General features: G+C 67.7%; 15 protein-coding genes. 3 read left to right on the top strand and 12 right to left on the bottom strand.

Translation table 11 applies throughout. From position 1 onward, the window contains the following. Positions 1–39 precede the first annotated feature (39 nt). The 7 genes from Q9R08_RS01090 to Q9R08_RS01060 form a co-directional block, all read right to left on the bottom strand. Positions 40–1,383, bottom strand: a complete 1,344-nt coding sequence (locus Q9R08_RS01090) for a MinD/ParA family ATP-binding protein (RefSeq protein WP_308865963.1) — start codon at positions 1,381–1,383, stop codon at positions 40–42. Positions 1,384–1,385: 2 nt separating this feature from the next. After that, the gene (locus Q9R08_RS01085; RefSeq protein ID WP_308865962.1) at positions 1,386–2,999 is read right to left on the bottom strand and encodes a hypothetical protein; all 1,614 of its coding nucleotides are present in this window, start codon (positions 2,997–2,999) and stop codon (positions 1,386–1,388) included. After that, positions 2,999–4,471 (bottom strand): SCO6880 family protein, encoded by a 1,473-nt coding sequence (locus Q9R08_RS01080; protein ID WP_308865961.1) that lies wholly within the window; start codon positions 4,469–4,471, stop codon positions 2,999–3,001. The genes Q9R08_RS01085 and Q9R08_RS01080 overlap by 1 nt, the downstream gene beginning before the upstream one ends. A 17-nt stretch (positions 4,472–4,488) precedes the next feature. Continuing rightward, positions 4,489–5,949: an LTA synthase family protein gene (locus Q9R08_RS01075; protein WP_308865960.1), complete on the bottom strand. Its 1,461-nt coding sequence runs from the start codon at positions 5,947–5,949 to the stop codon at positions 4,489–4,491. After that, the gene (locus Q9R08_RS01070; RefSeq protein WP_308865959.1) at positions 5,949–6,245 is read right to left on the bottom strand and encodes a hypothetical protein; all 297 of its coding nucleotides are present in this window, start codon (positions 6,243–6,245) and stop codon (positions 5,949–5,951) included. Before Q9R08_RS01070 ends, Q9R08_RS01075 begins: the two co-directional genes overlap by 1 nt. A 20-nt stretch (positions 6,246–6,265) precedes the next feature. Continuing rightward, entirely contained in the window at positions 6,266–6,790 is a 525-nt protein-coding gene (locus Q9R08_RS01065) for a M23 family metallopeptidase (protein ID WP_308865958.1), read from the bottom strand. A gap of 88 nt (positions 6,791–6,878) precedes the next feature. Next, the gene (locus Q9R08_RS01060; RefSeq protein ID WP_308865957.1) at positions 6,879–7,421 is read right to left on the bottom strand and encodes a hypothetical protein; all 543 of its coding nucleotides are present in this window, start codon (positions 7,419–7,421) and stop codon (positions 6,879–6,881) included. Between the two features lie 575 nt (positions 7,422–7,996). Between Q9R08_RS01060 and Q9R08_RS01055 the strand changes: the two genes are divergently transcribed. Beyond that, positions 7,997–8,320, top strand: a complete 324-nt coding sequence (locus Q9R08_RS01055) for a winged helix-turn-helix transcriptional regulator (RefSeq protein WP_308865956.1) — start codon at positions 7,997–7,999, stop codon at positions 8,318–8,320. Positions 8,321–8,406: 86 nt separating this feature from the next. Here the strand turns inward: Q9R08_RS01055 and Q9R08_RS01050 are convergent, their stop codons facing one another. After that, complete coding sequence (locus tag Q9R08_RS01050; protein ID WP_308865955.1) at positions 8,407–8,871, bottom strand: FAD-dependent phenol hydoxylase family protein; 465 nt, start codon at positions 8,869–8,871, stop codon at positions 8,407–8,409. 502 nt (positions 8,872–9,373) lie between these two features. Between Q9R08_RS01050 and Q9R08_RS01045 the strand changes: the two genes are divergently transcribed. Beyond that, a complete protein-coding gene (locus tag Q9R08_RS01045) occupies positions 9,374–12,505 on the top strand; it encodes a right-handed parallel beta-helix repeat-containing protein (RefSeq protein WP_308865954.1) in 3,132 nt (1,043 codons plus the stop codon). A 123-nt stretch (positions 12,506–12,628) separates the two neighbouring features. Next, entirely contained in the window at positions 12,629–14,347 is a 1,719-nt protein-coding gene (locus Q9R08_RS01040; RefSeq protein WP_308865953.1) for a hypothetical protein, read from the top strand. A 418-nt stretch (positions 14,348–14,765) separates the two neighbouring features. Here the strand turns inward: Q9R08_RS01040 and Q9R08_RS01035 are convergent, their stop codons facing one another. From Q9R08_RS01035 to Q9R08_RS01020, 4 genes are all read right to left on the bottom strand, one after another. Beyond that, positions 14,766–18,284 (bottom strand): hypothetical protein, encoded by a 3,519-nt coding sequence (locus tag Q9R08_RS01035; protein WP_308865952.1) that lies wholly within the window; start codon positions 18,282–18,284, stop codon positions 14,766–14,768. Positions 18,285–18,492: 208 nt separating this feature from the next. Next, positions 18,493–21,093, bottom strand: a complete 2,601-nt coding sequence (locus tag Q9R08_RS01030) for a glucosidase family protein (RefSeq protein WP_308865951.1) — start codon at positions 21,091–21,093, stop codon at positions 18,493–18,495. A gap of 35 nt (positions 21,094–21,128) precedes the next feature. After that, positions 21,129–21,839 carry a PIG-L deacetylase family protein gene (locus Q9R08_RS01025; protein WP_308865950.1) on the bottom strand — a complete coding sequence of 237 codons (711 nt, stop codon included), beginning with the start codon at positions 21,837–21,839 and terminating at the stop codon, positions 21,129–21,131. After that, positions 21,836–22,996: a serine hydrolase domain-containing protein gene (locus Q9R08_RS01020; protein ID WP_308865949.1), complete on the bottom strand. Its 1,161-nt coding sequence runs from the start codon at positions 22,994–22,996 to the stop codon at positions 21,836–21,838. The genes Q9R08_RS01025 and Q9R08_RS01020 overlap by 4 nt, the downstream gene beginning before the upstream one ends. Positions 22,997–23,031 lie beyond the last annotated feature (35 nt).

Genomic DNA, 23,031 nt, shown 5'->3' with positions numbered 1-23,031 from the left:
GCTTTCCCGAGGATGCCCTGGTTCATGGGTCTGCCCGATTCAGAGGGCCTCGGCGGCGGAGGCGGCGACGGCCAACCATGCGTCTCGGGTACGGGGCCGCAGATTGTCGAACCGCAGCGGCCCGGCCTTGAGTGCGGGGTCGAACGGGACGGTGTGGACGGCGCGGACGTGCCCGGTGAACCCGTCCGCGATCCGGCGGGCCTCGGCGGTGCCGGTGGGTTCGGCCTGGGTGACAATGACCACGGCATGGGCGGCGAGGGCCGCAGAACGTTCGTCCCGGCCGCGAAGCGCGTCGAGCAGGAGCGCAGCGGACTCGGCGGACTCGGGATTGGCGAGGGTAGGCAGGACGAGCTGGTAGGAGGAGTCGATCATCCGCAGCCAGCGTTCGGCGGATTCGTCGTTGCCGGAATCGAAGATCACCAGCCGGTAGAACCTGGCCGCGACCTGCATCAACAGATCGAAATCTGCCGTCCCGATGCGCTGGTCGGTGGCGAGCAGTTCCGGGTTGGAACGGAGCACGTCGTAACGGTCGGCGGGCTGGTGGTGCACGAACCGGGCAATCTCCGACACCCCCGCCTCCGGAGCCAGCAGGTACTGCGCCACCGGCAGCAGGTCGCGGAGGGTGGTGTCGTACTGGCCTTGTTCGGTGCGCCAGCCGAGGGTCCCGCGGGTGTCGTTGTTGTCCCACGCCAACACGTTCCCGCCACCCTCCCGCGCGTACACGGCAGCGAGCATCGCGGTGGTCATCGTCTTGCCGACACCGCCCTTGCCGTTCACGACGGCCAGGGTGCGGCATCCCGCCCACTGCCTCGACACCACCGCCTTCTCAGCCGCCCGCCGCTGCTCCGTCGCGGACGGCTTCACCGTGAACCCGAGGCCTTTGAGGAACCCGCGCCATCCGGCGAGGTGGGTGGTGGCATCGGGTGTGGGGGTGAGGAAGGTGGGGCGGGTAGGGGACTCCGCAGCCGGGCTGGTGCTTGCGCGGCGGTCGCCCGGCTGAGGAGTCGGTACCGTCACCTCCTCTCCACGCATTGAAGATGCGACGACGTCGACGAGGCCAAGCTCCGGATCATCCACCCCGTCCTCACCCAACTCCGGCTCGTCTACGTCGTCGGTGTCGTCGTTGTCAGGCGGCCGGGTGAGCGGGGTGGTGGCGCCGGCGGGGTCGATGAGGAGGTGGTGTTCGCCACGGTCGCCGGATGTGACCAACTCGATGGAGGTGCCGGTGCGGCGTGCCTCATCGGTGGCGCGGCGGACGACGGCGTGGCGGATGTCCTCGTCGCCGGTGGGGGTGACGGATTCGGCGTGTCCGTCGAGGGTGACGAAGGTGGCGTGCGGACCGGTGACGGTCGCGTAGGTGCGCGGGTGTAAGGCGATGTTCATATTCACAGCTCCTCGGTCAGGTCGCGGGCGCCCGGTTGAAGCCAGCCGTCGACGCTCTCCTCGGTACGCTCGGTGGCGGGTTGGGGCCATAGGGCGTCAAGTTCGTCGGGGGCGAGGACGCGGAGAGTGGCGTCGTCGAGGTCGGCCGGGTTCACGGCGTCGTCGGTGGCGAACAGCTCGTACTCCCACGGCGTTGAGGTGGCGAAGCAGTCCACCAGGTAGGAGTACTGCCCCACGTAGGCGAGGAACTCCCCCTTGCGGAGCTGCCTGGCCATTTCGACGTGCGGGGCGGGGAGGTTGAGCCGGGTGCGTAGCGCGGCTTGTTCTTGGTGGTTGACGCGGAAGATGAACTTGTTCTCGATGTCTCCGACGATCGAGTACGCGAGCGATCGTTCCAGGGATCCGTCGTCGCCGACGGCGTCGAGGTCGCCCATCTTGTGCAGGATGACGATGTTGCTGATCCCGTAGTGCCTGGACAGTTTCAGCCACTGCTGGAACATCTGCAGCGACGACAAACTTGTCATGTCCCGCCACCCCTCTTCCCGCACCACGTATCGCGTCCGTCGTGCCGCCCGATCACTGATTACCGCCTGGATCCACGCGGTGGAACACACCTGGGTCAGCTGTGCGGCGAGGTCGCCGCGGGCGAACAGCTCGGACGTGTCGGTGACGACGATCGGGGCGTCCTGGTCGAACTCCACCGTGGACTCGTCCTCGAACAACCCGGACAGGTCGCCCTCCACGAACCGGCGCAGCACGAACCGCGGCTGGATCGCCCCCTCCGCGGCCCGGAACGCGGCATCTGTCTCCCCCGCCAACCGGCCGAGCTCCCCGTACACGCCGCGGAGCGTGGGCCGGTCGCCTGTGCGGGTGATGCAGGACTCGAGGGCGTCGAGGATGGCGGCGTGTTCGACGGCGGTGAGCCGGTTGCCGAGGGTCATCTCGATGAGGGCTATGAGGGTGCCGATGCGGCGCTGCTTCACCATCTGCTCGTGCTGCTCATCCGACGTTCCGGTGCGACGCGGGCCACGGTCCAGCGGGTTGAGGCGGGTGCCGGTGCCGCCGCCGAGCCGGATCACTCTGCCGCCGGGGATCGCCTCCGCGACGGTGACCCATTCGCCCTTCGGGTCGGACGGCACCACGACCTGGTGCCCGAACGCGACCGACCGGGTGACGAGGGTCTTCACGGTGGCGGACTTCCCGCCCCGGTACGCGCCGAGCACCAGGATGTTCGTGGAGAAGGTGCCGCGTTCGGTGGAGTCGACGTAGGCCTCCCAGGGGGAGAAGTGCCAGAGTGCGTCGGCGTTGAGGTCGACGCCGAGGATGGGGCCGCGGTGGCCGAGGCCGGAGTCGGCGACGAACGGGTAGATCCCGGCGATGTGCTGCGAGGTTGCCTGATGCGCAGGGATCCACGCCTTTGCGAGATTCCAGTAGCCGCGCTGCGTGATCCCCGGCCCGAACGGCCCCGGCACCGCCGGCTCCGGCAGTGACCGGTCCCGTCGCGACGACCCGGCTGGCCGCGATTCGGTGCGGGCTTGGGTGATCTGCTTCTGCAGGTCGTGCTTCTCGCGGCGGGTGAGGCCGGTGGGGGTGAAGGTGGCGGCGTGGCGGGTCATTACTTCATCCCTAACCCGACCGGGATCGCGTTCACCATAAACGCCTCCGCCTGCTGGCAGTAAAGGATCTGCGCCTCCATGCCCGCCCGCGAGAGCGCGTTGCGCATTCCGGCGATGGCTTGGTCGAGGCGTTCCTCGTCGTGGGCGGTGACGGTGAGGTAGGCGCCGTACTGGAACTCGCCGTGCCCGTTGGCGATCTCCTGCTCCTGCTGCTCCAGCGCCCGCCAGTCCGCCGCATCCGCTGCCGACCCGTCCGCACCGCGCTTCGCGCGCAACTTCTCGTTGCCGCGCCACACCTTCTTCTCATCCCTGATCCGCTTCAACGCCTTCGACACCGGCACCGGGGTGAGCACGATGGAGAAGATGTGGGTGATGGCTTCCCCGGTGTTGGGATGGCGGGCGAACACGACAGGGGCCAGGAACCCTACGGGAGAGTCGGAGCGGGGCCATTCGTGCACCCACATCGTGGTGTGCACCCCGGAGTCGGTGACCACGATCCCGTTGCGGCCCTTCGGTTCCTCCAGGAACATCGGTCCGATCGCCACTGGATCCACCCCCGCTACGACGTCGGGCCGGTTCTGCACGATCGGGGCGAACTCTGGATCGAACGCCAACCGCCCCAACGCGGCGACATCGCGTGGCGAGAGCCAGTGGCGCACTTTGATCTGGGCGGCGGTGAGTGCGTCGGCGAGGTTGCCGGCCTCGATCTGTGCCAACGAGACGATCGCGTCCTTGCCGCCGCCGAGGGCCTTCAGCTGGGAGCCGAGGGTGACCAGGTCGAGGGTGAGGATGAGGTAGTTGCGGTGGGCGACTTCGAACCGTTCGGACCGGTCCATCACGTCCTGATAGTTGTGGGCAACGGGGGAGTCGGGGTCGAGGTCGCGGAGACGGCGGACGGTGTCGTAATGGTCGCGGGCGGCGCGGATCGTGGTCGGCAGGGTGCGTTCCTGCAGCGTCACCCGCTTCACTCCTGGCCGTTGCGTGAACGGCCCCAGCACCCGGTCGAACTGCTCCGCCAGGTCATACCGCTCCGGCAGGTCGTGCATCAGGAACCCCTGCACCTCGAGCTCCGCAACCACCGACACGGACCTGTCCTGCGGGTTGTAGACGGCGGCGGTCCCGTCGGCATCCCAGAGCTGGAGGGACGCGCGAGTGCCGGGCAGGTTCAGGGTGCCAACCAAGTGCGGACGTTCCGGCCGGTAGGTGTGGGTGGTCGCCCCGGCCAAGTGCCGGACCTGCTTCATCAGCCACAGTCCCGCCATCCGCGGCGTCGACACCCCGTGGAGGCTGGTGAGCGCGGTCACCCCGAACCCGAGGTAAACCGGGGCACCGTAGAGCAGGCCGAGCGGACCAAACCGGTTCACGAAGATCAGCAAGGTGAGAGCAGCGGCGGTGAGGAAGGCGAGCTGCCACGGGTCCAGGCCCATGACGACGCCCTGCCGGGATCGGCGCGGCAACCGCACCGGACGCACATACTCGGGCGTCGAAGTCATGACGAACTCTCCTCAGGTCGAGGCTGCTGCGGTGCCGGTGTCGCCGACGGACGTGATGAAGACGATCCACCGGTCGGCGGGGCCGTCGTCGGGGCGCCGCTGTACGTCGACGTGCTCCGGCCCTGCGCAGGAGATGCGGCACCGCGCGGTGCAGTCGACTGCCCTGATCGTCCCGTCGCGGGACTCGACGACGGGCCCGTCGACGCGGCGCCGGAGCCGGACGGTCGGATGCCGGAGGGCAGGCCGCCGAGGCGGGTGGGGATGGCGGCGACCCCGCGGGCCCCGTTCGCGGCCATCCGGCCGCCGTGGGAGCCGAGCCGGGAACCGATCGCGTCGGCGGCGACCGCCCCGGTGAAGCTGAACAGCCCGAAAATGGCGAACGGTGCGAACGCGACCAACACGAGCCCGATCAGCAGCGGCCACGACTGCGGGTTCCAGATCGTCTTCACAGAGGCGAGCCCGTTGACAATGAGCGTGACGAACCCGATCGTAAGAGGCGCAGTCAGCAGCAACACCATCACGGCAGACACGTACCCGACCACCCACTGCGGGCCGATGCGCTTCACCGGGAACAGCATCCACGCCACCGGGCCGACCATGATCAGCGCGGCCAGCGCGATGTTGCGGAACGCGAACACCAGCATCAGCAGGAACATCCCCAGCATCAGCAGCCCGTGGATCAGGAACGCGAAAAAGTAATTCGCCTGCCCGCCCGCCCACATCACCGACTGCAACGTCGAATACAACGAGGCGGCCCCGTCCCCATTGAGGATGTACCAGGTCATATCGTCGACCGCGTTCAGCAGGTGCCCGGTCAGCCACAGCGTGAGCGGCACGGCGAGGATCGCAATGAACGAGCGCACCAGCGCCCCGACGAGTTCGTCCCGGTCTCCGGAGATGACGGCGGCGGCGATGGCCCACACCATCGCCCCGAAGGTGATGATCAGGATCGCCCACTGCCAGAACGACCACTGTTCCACCGCCGCCGTCCACAGCAACGTCGACGTGTCGAACCGCATATTGTCCGCCACAAGGAACATCACCCCCGTCGCCGCCAACGCCATTCCTCGCCCCGCGTTCTCGAACGTGAGGCACACCGCATCCCCGAGACTGCATCCGTATTTGACCGTGAGTGCTCGGCCTCCATCGGTCTGGATCGCGTGTACGTGACCTTCGTAGGTCGTGCACACGGTCGCGCTGGTTCCACCTAGCGAGACACCCATGAAGCATTGCTGGGCCGTGACCTTGTTGGGATCGGTCGGCGTGCAGCTCACCTGCCCCATCGCGTTCTGGCACTCCACGGCGAAGGCGGGTGGCGACCAGGGTTCCCCAGTCACCACGTCCGTCGCTACCGGTACCACGGCATCGACCGAGGCGGCCCGCGCAGCGCCGCCGGTCCCAAGAGCGAGGGCGATGCCGACGGCGAGGCCGAGGCGGACTGCCCGCTGGAGGTTCATCAGAATCCGAAGTCGAAGTTCACGAACCAGGCGAACAGGCCGGATGCGGCGCCGAGCACGGCGGCGGCGATGAAGATCCACAGAATGTTCTCGCCCGCCCAGGTCCGCACCCGATCAGACGCCAGGCCGCGAAACGCGAGGGCGGCGCCGGCGATGATCAGCATGGCCAACACCACCAGCATCGCGCCGGCCAGCAGGTAGGACACGATCACCTGGAAGCCCTGGAAGAACGGGGCAGAGAAGTCCGGTTGGATGTCGGGAACGTCGACATCACCCGGGACGATGAGTGTTCGCATGGGCTGCTCCTTGCTGGTTGCTACTTCAGTTGCAGGCCTTGGCTGGCCATGAACGGCTCCGGATCAACCGGAGTTCCGGACTTCTGCACTTCGAAATGCAGATGGCATCCGAACGACTTCCCGGTGTTGCCCTCCGCCCCCAGCGGCGCACCCGCGGCGACCTCCTCGCCGACCGACACGCGCAGTGATCCCCATTGCATGTGCCCGTAGAGCGTTACGAGCCCATCCCCGTGATCTATACGTACCGCGTTCCCATATCCCTGCCACGACCCCGCCGTGATCACACGGCCCGGACCAGCGGCGTAGATGGTGGAGCCGCACCCTTGGGCCATGTCGTAACCCTGATGATTTGTGGAGCAGTAACCGCACCCCTGCACCGGGTTGTAGCCGAACCCGCGCCCCTTCGAGTAGCCGCCAGCCAAGGGGAGGCCCCACTCCCCGCTCGCCACCGGCGCGGCGTCGACCTTCGTGGGAACGGTGGCGGCGACACTGCCGGCGAGGGCGAAGGGGATCGCAATCAGTGGGGTCAGCAGCAGCGCGACCACGAGGGCGACTATGAGCAGTGCCCCTGCCAGGACCTTCCGGCCGGTCCTCGAGTTGAGGGCTGCGGCGGTGATCACCGGGGCTCCCATGTCAGGGCTCCAACGGCTCCGTGAAGTAGCGGACTACCTTGCAATCGCCCGCCTGCTGCGCGGAATCCGGTGTCGGCACCGACTCCAGACCGCACAGTACCTGCACGCTCACCCGCACCTGCTCCTCATACGATGTCTCCGCGCCGCTGCCATCGGACCGGGTGAACGTCAACGTCACATCCGACGTGCCGATCGACATGTCACCCGACGCGTCATCCGTCACGGGCACGTAGACCACATCTCCGCTCGCGGTTGCGACCACGCGGCCCTCCTCACGCGCGAGCGAGTCCCACTCCTCCTGCGGCAACACGACCCCTGTTCGGAGTTCGACCTGTGATGCCTCCACAGCGGACTGTTGGTCGGCTTCGGCGGTGTAGCGCGTATCCGGGGTGAACCAGGTATCGAGGTAGTCGAGCCAGTCCTCGCGCGTGCTCTTCTGCGTGTCGAAGGTTGCGGCTGCTTCGAGTGCGGAGCGGATGTACACCTCGCGGTCGGCTGTGATCGGCTCGGGAAGCCAACCCTGCTCAGCGACCGACGCATCCACGACCTCACCCGTCGACGCCCCCGCGGTCGGCATGGGCATGGCTGGCGGGGGCGTGGCGTCTCCAGTCGGGGACGGTGCGGGCTGAACTAGCAGGGAACTGACGATGATCGCGACGATCCCGGCGATGAGGACGAGGCCGCCGACGATCGCCCACACGAATCCGCGCCGCCCCGAAGCCTGATTCGTCGACACCAGTCAGCCCTCCTGCTCATCCAGGACGGCGACCGCACACGGGCCAGAAACGGTGGGGGACGGTCGCCGTGACGGCAGTCTACGCACCAGCGCAATACCCGAAATGGGGAATTTCGCCCAACTGAGGATAACTTCGTCAAGAACGTCGGCTGGGGAGGAGGGGGCACATAGGTTCTGCGGCGCGGGTGATTTTAGCCCTTCGATCAGGGATACGTCTGTAGGTACTTCGGGGGACATGGCGAGCCGAGCCGGGCTATCCGGCAGCTTGTGGTTCAGCTCGGGGTTCATCACGGAAGACACTGTATAGCAGTATTCTCCGTTTGAATACGGCTAAATAGTGCAATCGCCGTGACTCGCTGCAGCGTGTGCGCCACAATGAAGCCATGCCACGCCTAGCGCAGCCAGCCGGCTCCGAGGACGCCCAGGACCCTGTCGCGCTCCTCGGCAATCTCGTCAAAGCCTCGATCCTGCGCTACGTCCGTTCCCACCCGGGCTCAACCATCCGCCCGATCTGCGACGCGCTGGCACTCGTGAGCACCACCGTCCAACCCCGGCTCAACGAACTCGAGGCAGCCGGACTGGTGACCTCCGACCCGCCGTGGGCTGAAGGGACTGACCGGAGGGGCATCGTCGTGCGCTACAGCGTGAACGACGAAGCTGTGACCGACCTCTACCTTCGACTGGGTATGGCTTTGGGTGAGTTCTGATCCGGAGTCGTGAGGTCCCGCGCTCAAGCCTCGCTCCCGTTACGGAAACACCGGGGTCCTGCTGACGCTGACTGACCTCGGAACGTTCACGTTCGCACGCTCGTGGCTGCGGGCGCGGGTTCGGACCGGTGGATTGCGGTAATGCTCAGGACGCCAGCGAAGTAGTCGGTCGGGCCTGCTCGATCGTCCAGCGGCAGAACGTGCGGGACGTGCTGGTCGGGGCGCACGATGATAGCCGCACCCCGGAGGCGGTCCACGTGCCTCGCGGCGTAGATGTCCCCCTCGCGTGTGACGCTGCTGAATACCTTCTCAGTGTCGACCAGCCCCAAGCGTCCCTTGCGGGGTCGAAGCAGCGCGGGGAGATCGTCCAACTGCACGTCGCGGTGTGGGTGCTGGACGATCCCTCGCACGTCGATGACGGCGTCCGCGTCCTCCGTGGCGGGCGTATGGCGGCGAATGGGCGACGTGGGATCGGCGGCGAGCCATGCGCACGTCTCGTCGAAGATCGACCGCCCGACGTCGGCGAACAGATGACGCGGTGGTGCCGGCATGGCGACGTTTCTCGCCCGCGAATCGTTGGGGCCAGTCCGAGCGTCTGCCACTGCCGCACCGCGAGGCCGTCGGTGTTCCGGCCGATACCCGAACCGCACGCTCGGGGTGTTGTCGTTTGGATGAATGGATTTATACAGCATTCACCGGCGGTGATGGTGGCCGTTTCGCCGCGATCTGCCTCGCGATGTGCGGATTTTGGACGGTTGCAGGTGGCGACGTGTCGGGAAGTCCGCTCTTGACAGGTGGGTCCGCTTGCCAATATCAATGAATCGTTTTACCGGCTGTGCTCGCTTTGACAGCACGCCATCGTCCCTACTCGTCTGCTCCAGTGAGGTAGCAATTCGAATGCGCTCGTCACCCAGATCCCTTCTCACCATTGCGCTCGCCGGTGCTCTTGTAACCGGCGTCCTCGGCGCTGCGCCGTCCGTCGCGGCCGAGACCAGACCTACCGCACCGCCTTCGTCCACCGCCGCCCCTTCCGTGGTCGGAACTACCTACTACGTGGACAACAGGAGTGGATCGAATTGCTCCGACGAGGGCTCGGGAACCGATCCGGCTTCCCCGTGGTGCAGCTTCACGCCGGCCGGCCCGCTCACGCTCGGTGCGGGCGACCGTCTGCTGCTCGCGAAGGGCGCCGCGTGGTCGCAGCAGCTCGTCGTGGGGTTGCAGGGCAGCGCCGAGCACCCGGCGACCGTCGGCACGTATGGTTCGGGTGCGGCGCCGCGCATTCTGGGCAACGCCACCGGCCGGGGTGTCTGGCTGACCAACCCCGATCACGCGGTGGTCACGGGCCTCGACATCGGGGAGAAGAACGACGCCGGCACCGGCGTACTGGACTACGGCATGCTCGTGGAGTACTCCTCGCTCGGCCATGAAGACTTCACACTCGACGACCTGTCGGTGCACGACAACCGCGTATCGGGCATCCACGTGCATTCGATCCTTGCGGTGACGGTCGATCAGACGGTGCTCGACGGACTGACGTTCTCAGGGATCCACACCACCCACAACGCGCACGGCATCACGGTCGTGCAGGACGCCGACGTCATCGGCATCACCGCGACGCCAGGCCAGGCCGGCGAGAAGGTGTTCCGCAACGTGCTGGTCGACGGCATCCATCAGGTCGACGACGACGGCAACCAGCCGGATCCCGCCGAGGTGCCGGTGCAGATCGGCGTGGGCTGCCCCGACAGCCTCGCCCTGATCAACTCGACCAACGTCGTGGTGCGCGACTCGATCCTCGATGGATCGGCAGGATGCCGCACGACATACGGCACCGCGGCGATCTTCCTGGGGCGTCTGCAGAACGTGCTCATCGCGAACAACATGATCGTCAACACCCCCAACACCCAGAATGCCGACATGGTCGCGATCGACCACGAGGCCTTCACGAGCGACGTCACCATCGCCGGGAACTACTTCGGCGACAACTACGGCGGGGCGGTCGAGTACCTCGCGATCCACGGCGCCGAGGACTTCTCGGTAGATAACCTGCTCACCTCGAACGTCTTCGTGCGCAACGGCATGTCCAACAACATCCCGTACCCCGGTGACGGTGCGATCGCCCAGATCGGCGGCGGGCACATCGTGCAGGGTGCCGTGAACGACAACCTCGCGTACGAGCCGAACGGACTCCTCAACGCCCACCTGGGCGGGAGCACCGCGGGCTTCACGACCTCCAACAACGTGCTGACATCGGCCGCCGACGACATCTTCCAGTCCGCGGCGCAGTATGAGGACGACGACTCCCGGTGGGGCTACCAGCGTGCTGCCGGGACCCTCTGGTCGGCGCTGCCGTACGACTCGTCCACCTCGTCGTACGGCGCGGTCGGGGTGTCGATCGATCGATTCACCGTGACGCCGTCGGCGACCAGCGCCGCGGGCATCGCGTGGACCGCGCCGAGCTCGGGCGTGATCAGCCTGCGCGCGTTCCCCGTCGCCCACGCCATGGACGCGACCGTCACGGTCACGGTGAACGGCAGGATCGTCGCCGAAGGGCAGGCCGGCACATCCGGCCTCAACCTGAACGCCGACGACGTCAGCGTACGCGACGGCGACGTGGTGCGGTTCGCCGTCGCTGCCGGCGGCGGAACGGTGAGCCTCGCGCCCGCCATCGCGTACACGTCGCAGTCGGCGTCCACCGACGTGGTCGGGCAGTGGACGTTCTCGGTCGCGGGTGACACCGGCGGCTGGAAGAGCAACGTGCCCGCCGGCGCACGGCGCGGGGTTCTCGCGCTGACCGCGACCGGGGGAACGACCACGATCGAGTCGGCATCCAAGCTCAGCTTGTCTGCGGCGGCAAGCACCAGCCTGCGCCTGACGTACCAGAACGGCACGAGTGCCACCGAGGGACGCGTCTACTTCGCCACGAACAACGGCGGCGCCTTCAGCGAGAAGGACTCCGTGGCCTTCTCGATCAACCCGAGGAGCGACACCGGCAAGGCCGAGGGCTACCAGAGCGTCATCATCCCGCTGTCGGGCAACAAGGGCTGGAAGAACAAGATCCAGCAGTTGCGCATCGTCTTCACCGACGCGACCGGGCCGATCCTGATCGACAGCATCGAGCTCGCGAAGCCGGTCCATCAGGGGTGGGAGTTCGATTCAGCCGCCGGCTGGACCGAGAACCCCAACGCGGCGTGCGCCTCGGCCGGTACGCCCTCCGCCAAGCCCGTCGTCGACCTCGACAACACCGCCGGAACGTTCAACCAATACGCCGATATCAACTGGCTGAACACCCGTCTGCAGACGTTCAAGGTGCGCTCGTCGAAGCTGGCGCAGATCGACGTCTGGGCGTTCAAAGAAGGCGACCCGCAGGGATGCCTCTATGTCAGAGTCGTCAAGATCACCGATGGGGCGACCCACAAGGGCACGACCCTCTTCACCGGATCGGTCTCGCCGGCGCAGGTCAGCACCGCGGGCGGCTTCGTCAGCATCTACCCGGGGCTGAGGGGTCTGGACACCTCGGCGACGTACGCGCTGCAGATCCTCAACCCGTACGTCATCCCTGGCGGCGGCACCTACGGCGTCGGCTACAGCGACGACCCGGCGAAGCCGGCAGCCGGATTCGGCGAGTACTACTCCGTCGACAACGGCGGGGTCTGGCACGGGCCCGAGGCGTCGCGCAGCCTGAAGTTCAAGACGTACAGCGCTCGGGTCATCGCGGCGCAGGACACGGCAGCGGGCTTCACCCCGGTCGCCGTGGCGGACGGAGTCGCGGGGAGCGTCGGCGGATGGGAGCCCGCGCTGCGCTCGCCGAAGAAGCTGAAGATCCCTGCGGAGTCGACGCGGTACATCCACATCCGGATGAACAACCCCGACAACCGCCAGGTCGCATACCTGCTGTTCACGACCGCGGCGGACCCGGAGTACGACCGTCCCGGCGACGGGTGGCCGGTGCCGGAGGAGACGGGCGGCAAGGGAGTCGTGTTCGCCCTCGAGCCCGGCGCCGAGTACCACGACTACACCCTCGACATGTCGAAGGTGGCCGGATGGAAGGGCACGATCACGCAACTGATGATCGAGCCCGGGTTCCGGTGGAGCTACCGCACCAACGGCGATCTCAGCGCGACCTGGAACGGGAAGATCGACTACGTCCGCCTCGACAGCGGCACCGTCGACGCTTCCCGGCGCTAACCCGCTCGCACCGATCACCCCGGGTGCCCACGCAGAGCGACGCCTCTGCGCGGGCACCCCGGGGGTCCCGCACCAGCCCTACGCACAGCATCCATGAAGTCCGTTCCAATGAGGGAGCACGATATGAAACTGTCCCGTCCGACCGTTCGCACGCTGGCGTTGGCCGCGGCTGCGAGCATCATCGCGCTGGGAATGGCGGGTGCCCCGGCGCCCGCATTCGCAGCCGGCACGACCTACTACGTCAACAACTCGACCGGTTCGAACTGCTCGGACTCCGGGTCGGGCACCAGCACCACGACGCCGTGGTGCACGTTCACCCCCGCGAACGCGCTCACTCTCGGTGCCGGCGACAGCCTGCTGCTCGCCCGAGGGGCGTCCTGGTCGCAGCAGCTGAATCCCACGCTCGCCGGCACCGCGAGCGGCGTCGCGACCATCGGCGCTTACGGCACCGGAGCACTGCCCCGAATACTGGCCACCTCGACCGGCACCGGGCTGGCGCTCACCAACCCCGACTACGCCGTGATCTCGAACCTCGACATCGGCGCGAAGACGTCGGCGGGGCTCGGTGCCCTCTCGTACGGCATCATGGCGACCTACACGTCGCTCAACCACCACTCGCTGACGTTCTCCGACCTGTCGGTGCACGACAGCGTGCAGATCGGCATCCTCGTGCGCTCGACGGCGACCCAATCCGTCACCCAGACCGCGCTGGACGGACTCACCTTCGCCCGGGTCACCACGACGCACAATGCGCAGGGCATCGCCACCGTCGGCCAGGGCGCCTTCACCGATATGCCCGCGACGCCGACGCCCGGCTCAGAAGGGTCCAAGACATTCACGAACGTGTTGGTGGATGCTGTGGCCGAGACGCACGACGATGCGAACGTGCCCGTCGGCAACCCCGGCAACGGCGTGCCGTGCGCCGGGCTCACGCTGCAGTATGCGAGCAGCGTCGTGGTGCGCGACTCGGTCTTCGACACCGAGGGCTCCTGCTACACGGCGGTGGGCACGACGGCGGTGTTCCTCGGTCGTGTGAACCATGTGCGTTTCGTCAACAGCATGGTGGTGAACACGCCGAACACGGGAAGCCCTGACATGTGCGGCATCGACCTCGAGTCAATGACCAATGACGTCACGATCGCGGGTAACTACTTCGGTGACAACTACGGGGCCGCCATCGAGTTTCTCGCCATCCACGGCAGCGCCGACTTCTCGACGAACCACGTGGTGTCCTCGAATGCGTTCTACGGCAACGGCGCGAACGGCCACGGCGCGATCGCACAGCTGGGCGGCGACAGCCCCGTACAGGTGAGCGTGACCAAGAACGTGGCGTACCAGCCGTCTGGAACCGTCACGGCCGACGCCGGGGGCACGACCGCCGGCTTCACCGTGGCCGCAGACAACGTCGTCGTGACGACGAGCTCGAAGGCCTCGCAGTCCGCAGCGCAGTTTGGAGCGTCGCCCTGGGGCTACCAGCGCGCATCCGGATCGACATGGACCGCGCTCACGTACGCCTCGTCGACCGCCACGTACACGGGGGCGGGCGTGGCGATCGGTCGCTTCACGCTGACGCCGTCGTCGACGAGTGCGGCGGCGCTGACGTGGACCGCCCCCACAGCGGGGACGGTGAGCGTCCGCGGGTACGCGGTCGCGAACTCCGGTACGCCGACGGTGACGGTCACGCGCAACGGCGTCGCGGTCACCTCCGTCGCGGCGAACACCACCGGGGTCGCCACGGCGGCCGACGGGATCACCGTCGCAGCGGGTGATGTGCTTCGGTTCGTGGTGCCCGCCAATGGCGGCACGGTGAGCTGGGCTCCCTCAGTGGCCTACACCTCGTAGCGGTCACCCCCCCCGGCCGTGGTCTGGCATCCTGCCAGACCACGGCCTTTCTCTGTGCCCCCAACACGGGACCCGAGCCACCCGCTCGACGCCGTTCGGACCAGTTCGCCCTGTTCAGGGGGAGCCGTATGCGACGGTTCCGTGGCTCGCGGAGTGACCTCCGAGGGCTGGGGGCGGGATGTCGCACCCCCAGCAGCGCGCAATATCCAGGCCTGTCAGCGAGCCGCATGTCGCCACGACGGCGTCGAGAGGGATCACACCAGAGGCTGACTTCGCGACGGGCGCCTGGGAACCTCCGCAATATTGCGGCCGCTGGAGGGTTCGCACCTGATGGAACTGCGGATAGTTGACGACAAAGCGACGGCAACGGCGCGATCCCTTCGATCGGGATCGCGCCGCGCCGCCGCTGGGTCAGGCGTCAGTCGTGCGTAGGCTCCGTGCTCTCCCGCGTGCCCTGCCGGCGGGAACGAAGGATCACGCCGGTCGCCACGGCGAGGACCGCGGCGAGGGCGAGGCCGCCGAACCCGAAGGCCAGGCCTGTCGAGGCGAGAGTGCCGCCGTCGGACGATCCGGCCGCCGGCGTTCCTGGCGGTGAGTCACCGCCCCCACCGGCAGCCGGCGTGGTCGGCTGAGGCGTGGAGCCGTCGGTGGGCTGCGGCGTCGGCTCGCCCGGCTCGCCCGGTTCGCCCGGTTCGCCCGGCTCGCTGGGTGAACCCAGCCCATCGGCCGAGAACCGGATGTAGTCGATCTTGCCCGACCAGGTCTGATTGAGGTCGGAGATGCGGTAGCTCCATCGTGTCGCGGGCTGGAGGAGGATCTGCGTGATCGTGCCGGTCCATCCGGAGATGCTCGACATGTCGAGGGTGTACTCGTGCAGTTCCGCACCCGGCTCGAGCGAGAACGCGATGCCCTTGTGGCCCACCTCGTTGGGCACCGGCCACCCGTTGCCGGGCTGGTCGAACTCGGGCTCGTCCGTCGTCGTGAACAACAGATAGCCGGTGGACCGGTTGTCGGGATTGCTCATTCGCACATGGATGTACCGGGTCTCGGACGCGTCCAGATCGAGCCCGGCCGGCGACAGCAGCGCCGGCTCGTAGCCGCCGCTGCCCTGCACGAGGCCATCCGACACGGTCACGGGCGCAAAGCCTTCGCCGGTGTCCCGGGGAGTGATCGTCGCAGCCGTGTACGTGCGGAACTTCAGGCTGCGGTTGGTCTCCGGCCCGTACCACGTGCCCCGGCCGTCGGGGGAGTAGAGCGCACCGAAGGAGGCGGCAGGCTTGGCCGGGTCATCGCTGAACGCGACGCCGTAGGTGCCCGTGCCCGGGATCGCGTAGGGGCTGAATATCTGCAGCGCGTACGTCGCATCCGTGTCGAGATCCGAGAGCCCCGGATAGATGCTGACGAAGTCGCCCGATTCGGTCACCGCCGAGGCGGGTACCGCACCCGTGAACAGCAGGGTGCCGGTGTGCGTCGCGGAATCGGTGATCTGGATGACACGGAAGAACAGACATCCTTGCGGATTGCCGGTCTTGTACGCCCAGAAATCGATCTGCGCGAGCCGCGGAGTGCTCACTGCGAACTGCTGCATGCGGCCGAAGTTCCAGTTGAGGTCGGCGTACGTGGCGAAGCCGCCGGCCGTGTTGTCGACATCGACCGTGGGCGCGGCGGACGGGGTGCCTGCCGTGGAGCAGCGCACGTCGGGGCTCGCGGTCCAGCCTTCTGCGGTGTCGAACTCCCAGCCGTCGGCAGGCGGCGTGACGAGCGCGACGCTGTCGATCAGGAACGTGCCCGGCTGGCCGTCGAGCACGATCCGGATCCGCTCGACCGTGCCGTTCCACTCGGTGTTCTCCGACATCGGCACGACGACCGTCTGGAATCCCTCGAGGATGCCGGTCACGGTGCGCGGGTTGAGCTCGAACGCGACCGACCGCTCCTCCGTGAACGACTCGGATGCGCTCGTGGTGAAGTAGACCCGACCCGAAGTGGCGGCCGTGTCGTTGTTATAGCGCAGACGCAACGCCGTTCCTGCGGGCGACAACCCGAGGGCTCCGGGGGAGTCGAGTGTCGCAGCGCCGGCGGACGTGGTGAGCGCGACGTAACCGCGTGCGATCGTCGCCGGAGCATCGGACGACCATCCCTGCGGGTCGTTGGCGACCGAGAAGGTCCACTCGCCGGCGGCGTCCGTCGTCGTTGCTCGGGACGAGTACGCGACCGACGGCGCCCAGCTGACGGTGCTCGATCCTTCCGCGACCGAGAAACGGAGGACGTCGCCCTTGGAGACTGTCACATCGTCGGCGTGCACGGAGACTCCTGCGGTCCCGACGCTCGCGGTCGTGATCGTCGTCGCGTTGCGGGCGACGGTGACCGCGGCGGTCCCCTCGTACGAGAGGGGGAAGCCACGCAGGCTCACGACACCGTCCGAGGGGGCGGTCCAGGTCAGCGCGGCGCCGGAGCTCGCCGAGGGCGTCAGCGTGAACCGGTCGATCGTCGTGCCGTTGCCGGTGTACGACGCGGTGTCCTCATCGAACGACAGATCGCTCCACGTCGTACCGCCGCCCGACTGATAGCCCCACGCGTCGCCACCGAACTGCGCCAGGGCGGGGAAGAGGTCCTCTCGCGTGTCGACGGGGATGTTGTTGCGGGAGGTGAAGCCCGACAGGCTCCCGCCCGCGTGCGCGCTGAGGAAGCTGAACGGTTCGAACGACAGGTTGTCGGTGATCGTCGCCTCAACTGTGGGTCCATTGCCGAGCTGGCTGATCGCGCCACCGCCCGGGTTCGGGATGAGGTGGGTCCGCCCGTTGTTCGCGAACACATTGCCGGTGGTCACGTGGTTCAACGAATAGTCGCCGGCGCCGTGGATCGCAAGGTACTCGACGGCGCCGCCGTAGTTGTCGGCGAAGTAGTTGCCGGCGAGGGTCACATCGTTGGTGCGTGACTCGAAGTCGATCCCCACCATGTCGGGGTTCATGGTGTTGGGGGTGTTCACGATGACGTTGTTGGCGAGCAGCACGTGGTTCACGACGCCGAGGAACAGCGCTGTGGTGCCGACCGCGGTGCGGCATGCGCCGGCGCCGTCGAGCACCGAGTTGCGGACGACGACATCGGTGGCCACCTGCAGGGTGAGCGCGACGCACGACACTCCGAACTCGGAGACGCGGTCGAGTTCCTGGTTCGCGTCGTCGTTGATCGAGTGGTAACGGTCGACGAGCACCTCGCGGAACACCTTCGAGCTGTCGTTGCCGGGCGTGGGCGTTCCGGCAGCGTCGGTGATCGTGCCCTGTCCGGTGATTGCGATCCCCTGGGCGTTGCCCGTCGTGGTGATGTCGGAGAACGTGAGACCCGTAAGGCCGGTCTGGTCGGCGGTCTGCGCCGACGTCGATCGCACGAGCAGCGCGATCTGCCACGTGTCATGAAGGTTCAGATTCGAGAACGTGAGATCTTCGTTGCCCAGGGTCGTATAGGTCGCCATGATCCCGTAGGCGAGCGTCCGCTCACCCGGCGCCGGCTCTTCGCCGATGTCCAGGCCCTCGATCACGGCGTGGTTCGGGTCCGTGAGGTCAAGGCCGATGCCGATGCTGTTGTTCAGGATGCGGGGGGCCGGGCCCGTGCCGTATGCCCCGATCGTCGCGGGCTGCGTGGCACTGCCGTGCAGCCCGATCTTCAGTTGCTGCGACCACGAGGCGCCGCGGGCCAGCAGGAGGCTCTCGCCGGGTCCGAGAGTGCGTGCGGCAGCCGGAGCGAACGTGCACCACGGCGCCTCAGGGCTGGTGCCCGGACCGTTGTCGGAGCAACCCGATCCCTCGAGGTTGTTGACGTAGTACGCGGTGTCGGCCGCCTGGGCCGACAGGGGGGCGACCGCGAGAACCGCGGCAACCGTGACGGTCGCCGCAGCGGCGGCGATAGCGGTCGTGAGAAGTCGTCTCACAGGTGATGGCATCGATGCTTCCTCTTCGTAGCTGGCCGATTCGAACCGGAGCGCAACCGCCCGGCTCGTGTTTCAGTGCCCCCGGCGCGCAAGAGAAAGCGCGTCGAAGTGAAACGTTATACTCTTCGTAGCGCTAGTAATTATGCGGTGTCAAGCCTCAATTGTGTTGCGAAATGACGCGAGGAGGGACTTTGGAAGCTAACGTTTCACTTCGCTTTGTTCAGAAGTGCAAAGTCACTTCCGCGGTCGCGTCGCGTCGCAGCGTGACGGTGACCACCTCGGTAGAGGGGTCATAGGAGCCGCCCGAGACGAACTGTGCGCGACGCCCGGTCGGGTGCGGCAATCGCAGCGTCACCGTGTGGGGAGCGCGGTCACGGTCGCAGTGCAATCGCGCCCGCATGCGTTCGCCGTCCGCATCGACCTCTACGCGCAGATCGAAGGCGCCGAAGTAGCTGCGAGCGCCCTCGATCGAGATCGTCTCCCCCGCGCCGAGCCAGGTCCGAGGGACGGCAGGCAGAAGTCGGAGGGTGTCGCCCGCTTCGAGGTAGAGCATCCATCGCGTCTGCATGAGGAACCACGCCTCTTCGTGAGTCTTGTGAGGACTCGCGTGGAAGTAGTGTTCCCAGAAGGAGTAGGTCTCGGGGTCGGCGAGTGACGCGGCCGCTGCGTAGTACGCCTTCAGAAAGCGATGAGGCTCATTTCGTCGCACATGCAGCAGCGGGTGCGGGCTGTAGTACGGCTGGCTGAATGCGACGTTGTCGTGGAAGAGGATCTCGGCCTGATAGTCGAGGATGTCGGAGACGGCGGGGTCGTCGGCATCCAGGACTTCTTGCGCGGCCAGCCACAATGGTCCGAGAAGGGTGTCGCGCACCGATCCGGACCCGTGGGTGAACCACCGGCTATTGCTGCGATCGAGCGTCAGCGGTCCGGGGGAACCCGGCCAGGGTGGGGCCGTGCGCACCCAGCGTCCATCGCTCAGAGGCACGACGGGGGAAGCCTCGACGCCGGCGAAGAACGACTCCCGCAGATTGCGCCGCAGGTCGTCGGCCTTGGCATGCCAGACCGCGGCGCGATGGTCGTCCAGTGCCGTCGCCATCTCCGCTGCGCGCGACAAACCTAGGTATGCGTATCCGTTCAGCATGAACGACGCGTAGACGTCATCAGGGTCGGCCGTCTTTCCGACGATCAGTCCCCGCGCATCCCCCGCTTCCCGCCGCGCCGAACGATTGCGGGCAATGTAGTCCACGGCGCGCGCGACTGCCTCGAACACCCTCGAGAGCCATGCGCGGTCGAGGGTGTAGCGGAAGTGCTCACCGAGCGCCCAGAGCGTCGCCTCGGTCTCGAGCATGTAGCCGCCGAAGTTCTGCATGAAGCCGTCGGGATGCTGCTTGGCCAGGAAGTAGTCCAGCGAGCGCGCCGCGAGATCCGGCCTGCCGATGGAGTCGTAGAACTGGATGATGGGGGCGCTCTCGGAGCCGATCGGCGCGTAGATGCCGATCGTCGGGGCGAGCGGGCCATCCGGCTCCGATCCGAAGGTGATGAGGTCGAGGTGGAGGAGCCCGGCCCGCACCATCTCGTCGATCCGCTTCTCCGGAACGCTGATCTGCGCAGCCGCGCCGAGCCGACGCCGCCAGAACTGCTCGACGCCATCCCGCGCCGTGTCATGGGAGCGATCGCGCAGCGATTCGGCTCGCGCGCCGCTGATCGGCTGATGCGGGATGCGGAACTCGAAGGTCGTCGAGCGGTGGGGAAGCAACAGCTGGGATACCTCCTCGCCTCGCAACGGTCCGCCGTCCTGGGTGGCGGTCACGCACACCCGGTCGACGCCGAGTGCGTAGTGGCCGGACTGCGGCTCGAAGGTGCTCGGCAGCGGATGGTGCTGGTCCTCGCCGTACGGCGCCGGCGTGGTGAGGAAGGCGAAACGCGGCGCTTCCTCAGTGTTGGTGGCTCTCACCCGGAGGAAGAGCGCCGTCTCCTCGTCGGGTTCCCATTGCGACCACTGGTCGTCGTGCGCGACTTGCTGCTCGGTCGTGAACATGTGACCGTCGGTCCGGCCGTCGGCCATCAGATACGGCGTCCCTTCGACCGAATCCTGTGTCAGCTCGCGCCGCTCCCACGTGACGAACGCCTCGACCTCGTACAGCACTCCGCCGTCGCGGAGCTCGGCGGTCAGGATGGGCAGCACGCCGTCGAGCAGGCGGCGGGTGATGTCGACGTGCGGGCCGATGCCGCGGCCCAGCATGAACTGGTAGCGGACGCCGACTCCCGGCGCCTCCGCGAGCTTCACCGGCTGTCCGTTCCACTGCGGCGCGATCCAGTCCCACATCCGCTCCGGTGTCCCGCTCGCGCCGATGTCGCGGAAGCTCATGCCGAAGGTGCGGATGTCGCGGCTGAGACCCAGCCAGGTCGGGCTGAAGAGCCTCCGGTTGCGCGCCAGCGCGGCCTCGAAGGAGTCCTCCGGATCCGCGTCGACCTGCGCGAGGACGCCGTGGCCGAGGTGCGCGGCGGCGGCCAGGATGGACTCGGCGTCCCGTGTATCCGTCGCTGTGGTGACGATGCATCCCCCGCCGCCGGGGCGGCGGACCACCAGCGGCCAGTCGGAGGTGACGTCGTCCGCCCAGAAGGAGAACGACCACCCGTCCAGGTAGATCCGCACCGGCGCGACCGGACGTCGCTCCCAGGTGGGGGACGCCTTGCCACCCGTCGCGCAGGAGAACGCGCCATCCGTGGAGATTCCCCCGCCGGCCGGCGCCAGCGGCTCATCGGAGGTGACGGTCCCCGCGGCGACGGGGCCCAGCGGGAGGATGTTGAGCGAGTACATGTGTTCCTCGGGTCGGGCGTGGGGAGAGTCGGGGTTCAGAACACGCCGAGCGGCGGGAGGTCGGGCCGTGCGGGGGGATAGGTCTCGAGCTCGGTGAAGCCTTCGGCGTAGGCGGAGCCGCACCCCGCGGCGCGGACCGCGCCCTGCTGTCGCATGAACGCGACGTACTCCATGCCGTAGATGTGGGAGAGCCAGGTCTCCTGGCTGACGTGGGCACGCAGCATCCGCTCCTTCACGTCGATCGTGGAGGTGATGTCGACGAAGAGCTGGGGCGGCGGGCCGGTGTGCCCGATGGTGTCCATGGTGTACACCCGCGGGATGGCATCGAGTGCCGGCTCCGCCGTCTCGACCAGGCGGACGGCGGACGGGATCTGAGCGTCGATGACGAGCTGCCCGGCGATCCGGTGGTCGGGGTGGTAGTCGTGCGGACTGTGCGCGAGGACGATGTCGGGGCGGGTACGGCGGAGCATGTCGATGAACGTCGTGCGGGTCGGGCGGTCGTTGAACAGCCACTCGTCCTCGAAGCCCATCCACACGAGATCGGCCCCGATCACGGCCGCTGACGCCCGGGCCTCCTGGTGCCGGATCTTCGCGATCTGATCCCGCCGCAGGGTGGGCGAGCCGACGTCGCCATTCGTCGCGATCGCGATCATGACGTCATGCCCGGCTGCGGCGTAGCGGGCGAGCGTGCCCGCGCACAGGAGGTCGACGTCGTCGGGATGCGCACCGACCGCCAGCACTCTCATCGTCGGCACCCGTACGTCGCGAGCGCGATGCGCTCGAGCTCCCGGGAGATGGCGGAGTCGGCGCCGCCGATGTCGCTGCGATTGATCATGAGCGTGAGCGTCGTCTGGTTGCGGGGATCCACGACGAGGTGGGATCCCCATGCGCCGCTCCAACCCCAGGCGCCGGGTGCCCGGTAGTCCAGGTCGTCCACGGCGACAACGACACCGAGCCCCCACTCGAGGCCGGGAGCGAGGGTTCGCGCGCCTGTCGAGCGGCTCTGGCTGAGTGCGGCGACGGACGCCGGGTTCAGGATGCGGAAGCCGTCCAGCGTTCCTCCCGCGGCGAGCGCCTGCGCGAACCTGTCGTAGTCGGCGACCGTGGAGAAGAGCCCGGCTGCCCCCGAGTGCGGGCCCGCGGGGGTGGACTGCATTGCCCGTGCGCCCTCCGACGCGTTGTCGTCCTGCAGTGCGCCGTGCTCGTGCCGGTAGAGGGTGACCAGCCGATCACGCTGGTCAGCTGTGAGGACGAACGTGGTGTCGACCATTCCCAGCGGGTCGAGCACACGGTCACGGAGCGCAGTCTGCAAGTCGGCGTCGGCGAGGATCTCGACGATGCGGCCGAGGACGTCGAAGCCGACCTGGGGGCTGTACCCGGCGCTCGCCCCCGGATGGTCGTCGCCGGGAACGCCCGCGTACATATCGACACGTGCCGCGAGCGACTGGTCGGGTCGCGATGCCGCGTTGATCAGCGGGTGGCTGAAGGGGCCCTGGCCGAGCCCGCTCGAGTGGGTCAGCAGGTCGCGGATCGTCACGCCGCGCGCTGCGGCGACGATGTCGACGCTGTCAGGCAGACGAGCCGCCCAATCCCAGCCCACCGAAGCGCCGTGCGCCACCGACGTCGAACCATATGCGGGGATGAGGTGGCCGACCGGGTCGTCGAGTCGCAATCGCCCCTGTTCGACGAACTGCATGATGGCGACGGCGATCACGGGCTTGGTCAGTGAGGCGAGCCGGAACACCGAGCGCGGGCTGACGGGTTGCGCTCCTGCGATGTCCGCCCATCCGACTGCGGCGTCCTCGGCCAGTTCGCCCTGGCGTCGAAATCGCAGGGCTGCGCCGGAGATATCGCCGCGGGCGACGTGGGCCTGGAGGGCGGCGGTGAGCGGGCCGACGGTCATCGAACTCCTTCGGTGAGGATCAGTCGAACGGTGGC

Origin of the sequence: Microbacterium psychrotolerans (genome assembly GCF_031085295.1) — a bacterium.
GTDB classification, from domain to species: Bacteria; Actinomycetota; Actinomycetes; order Actinomycetales; family Microbacteriaceae; genus Microbacterium; species Microbacterium psychrotolerans.
The sequence above is the reverse complement of the archived record's forward strand: the minus strand, read 5'-3'. Positions and strand labels throughout refer to the sequence as shown.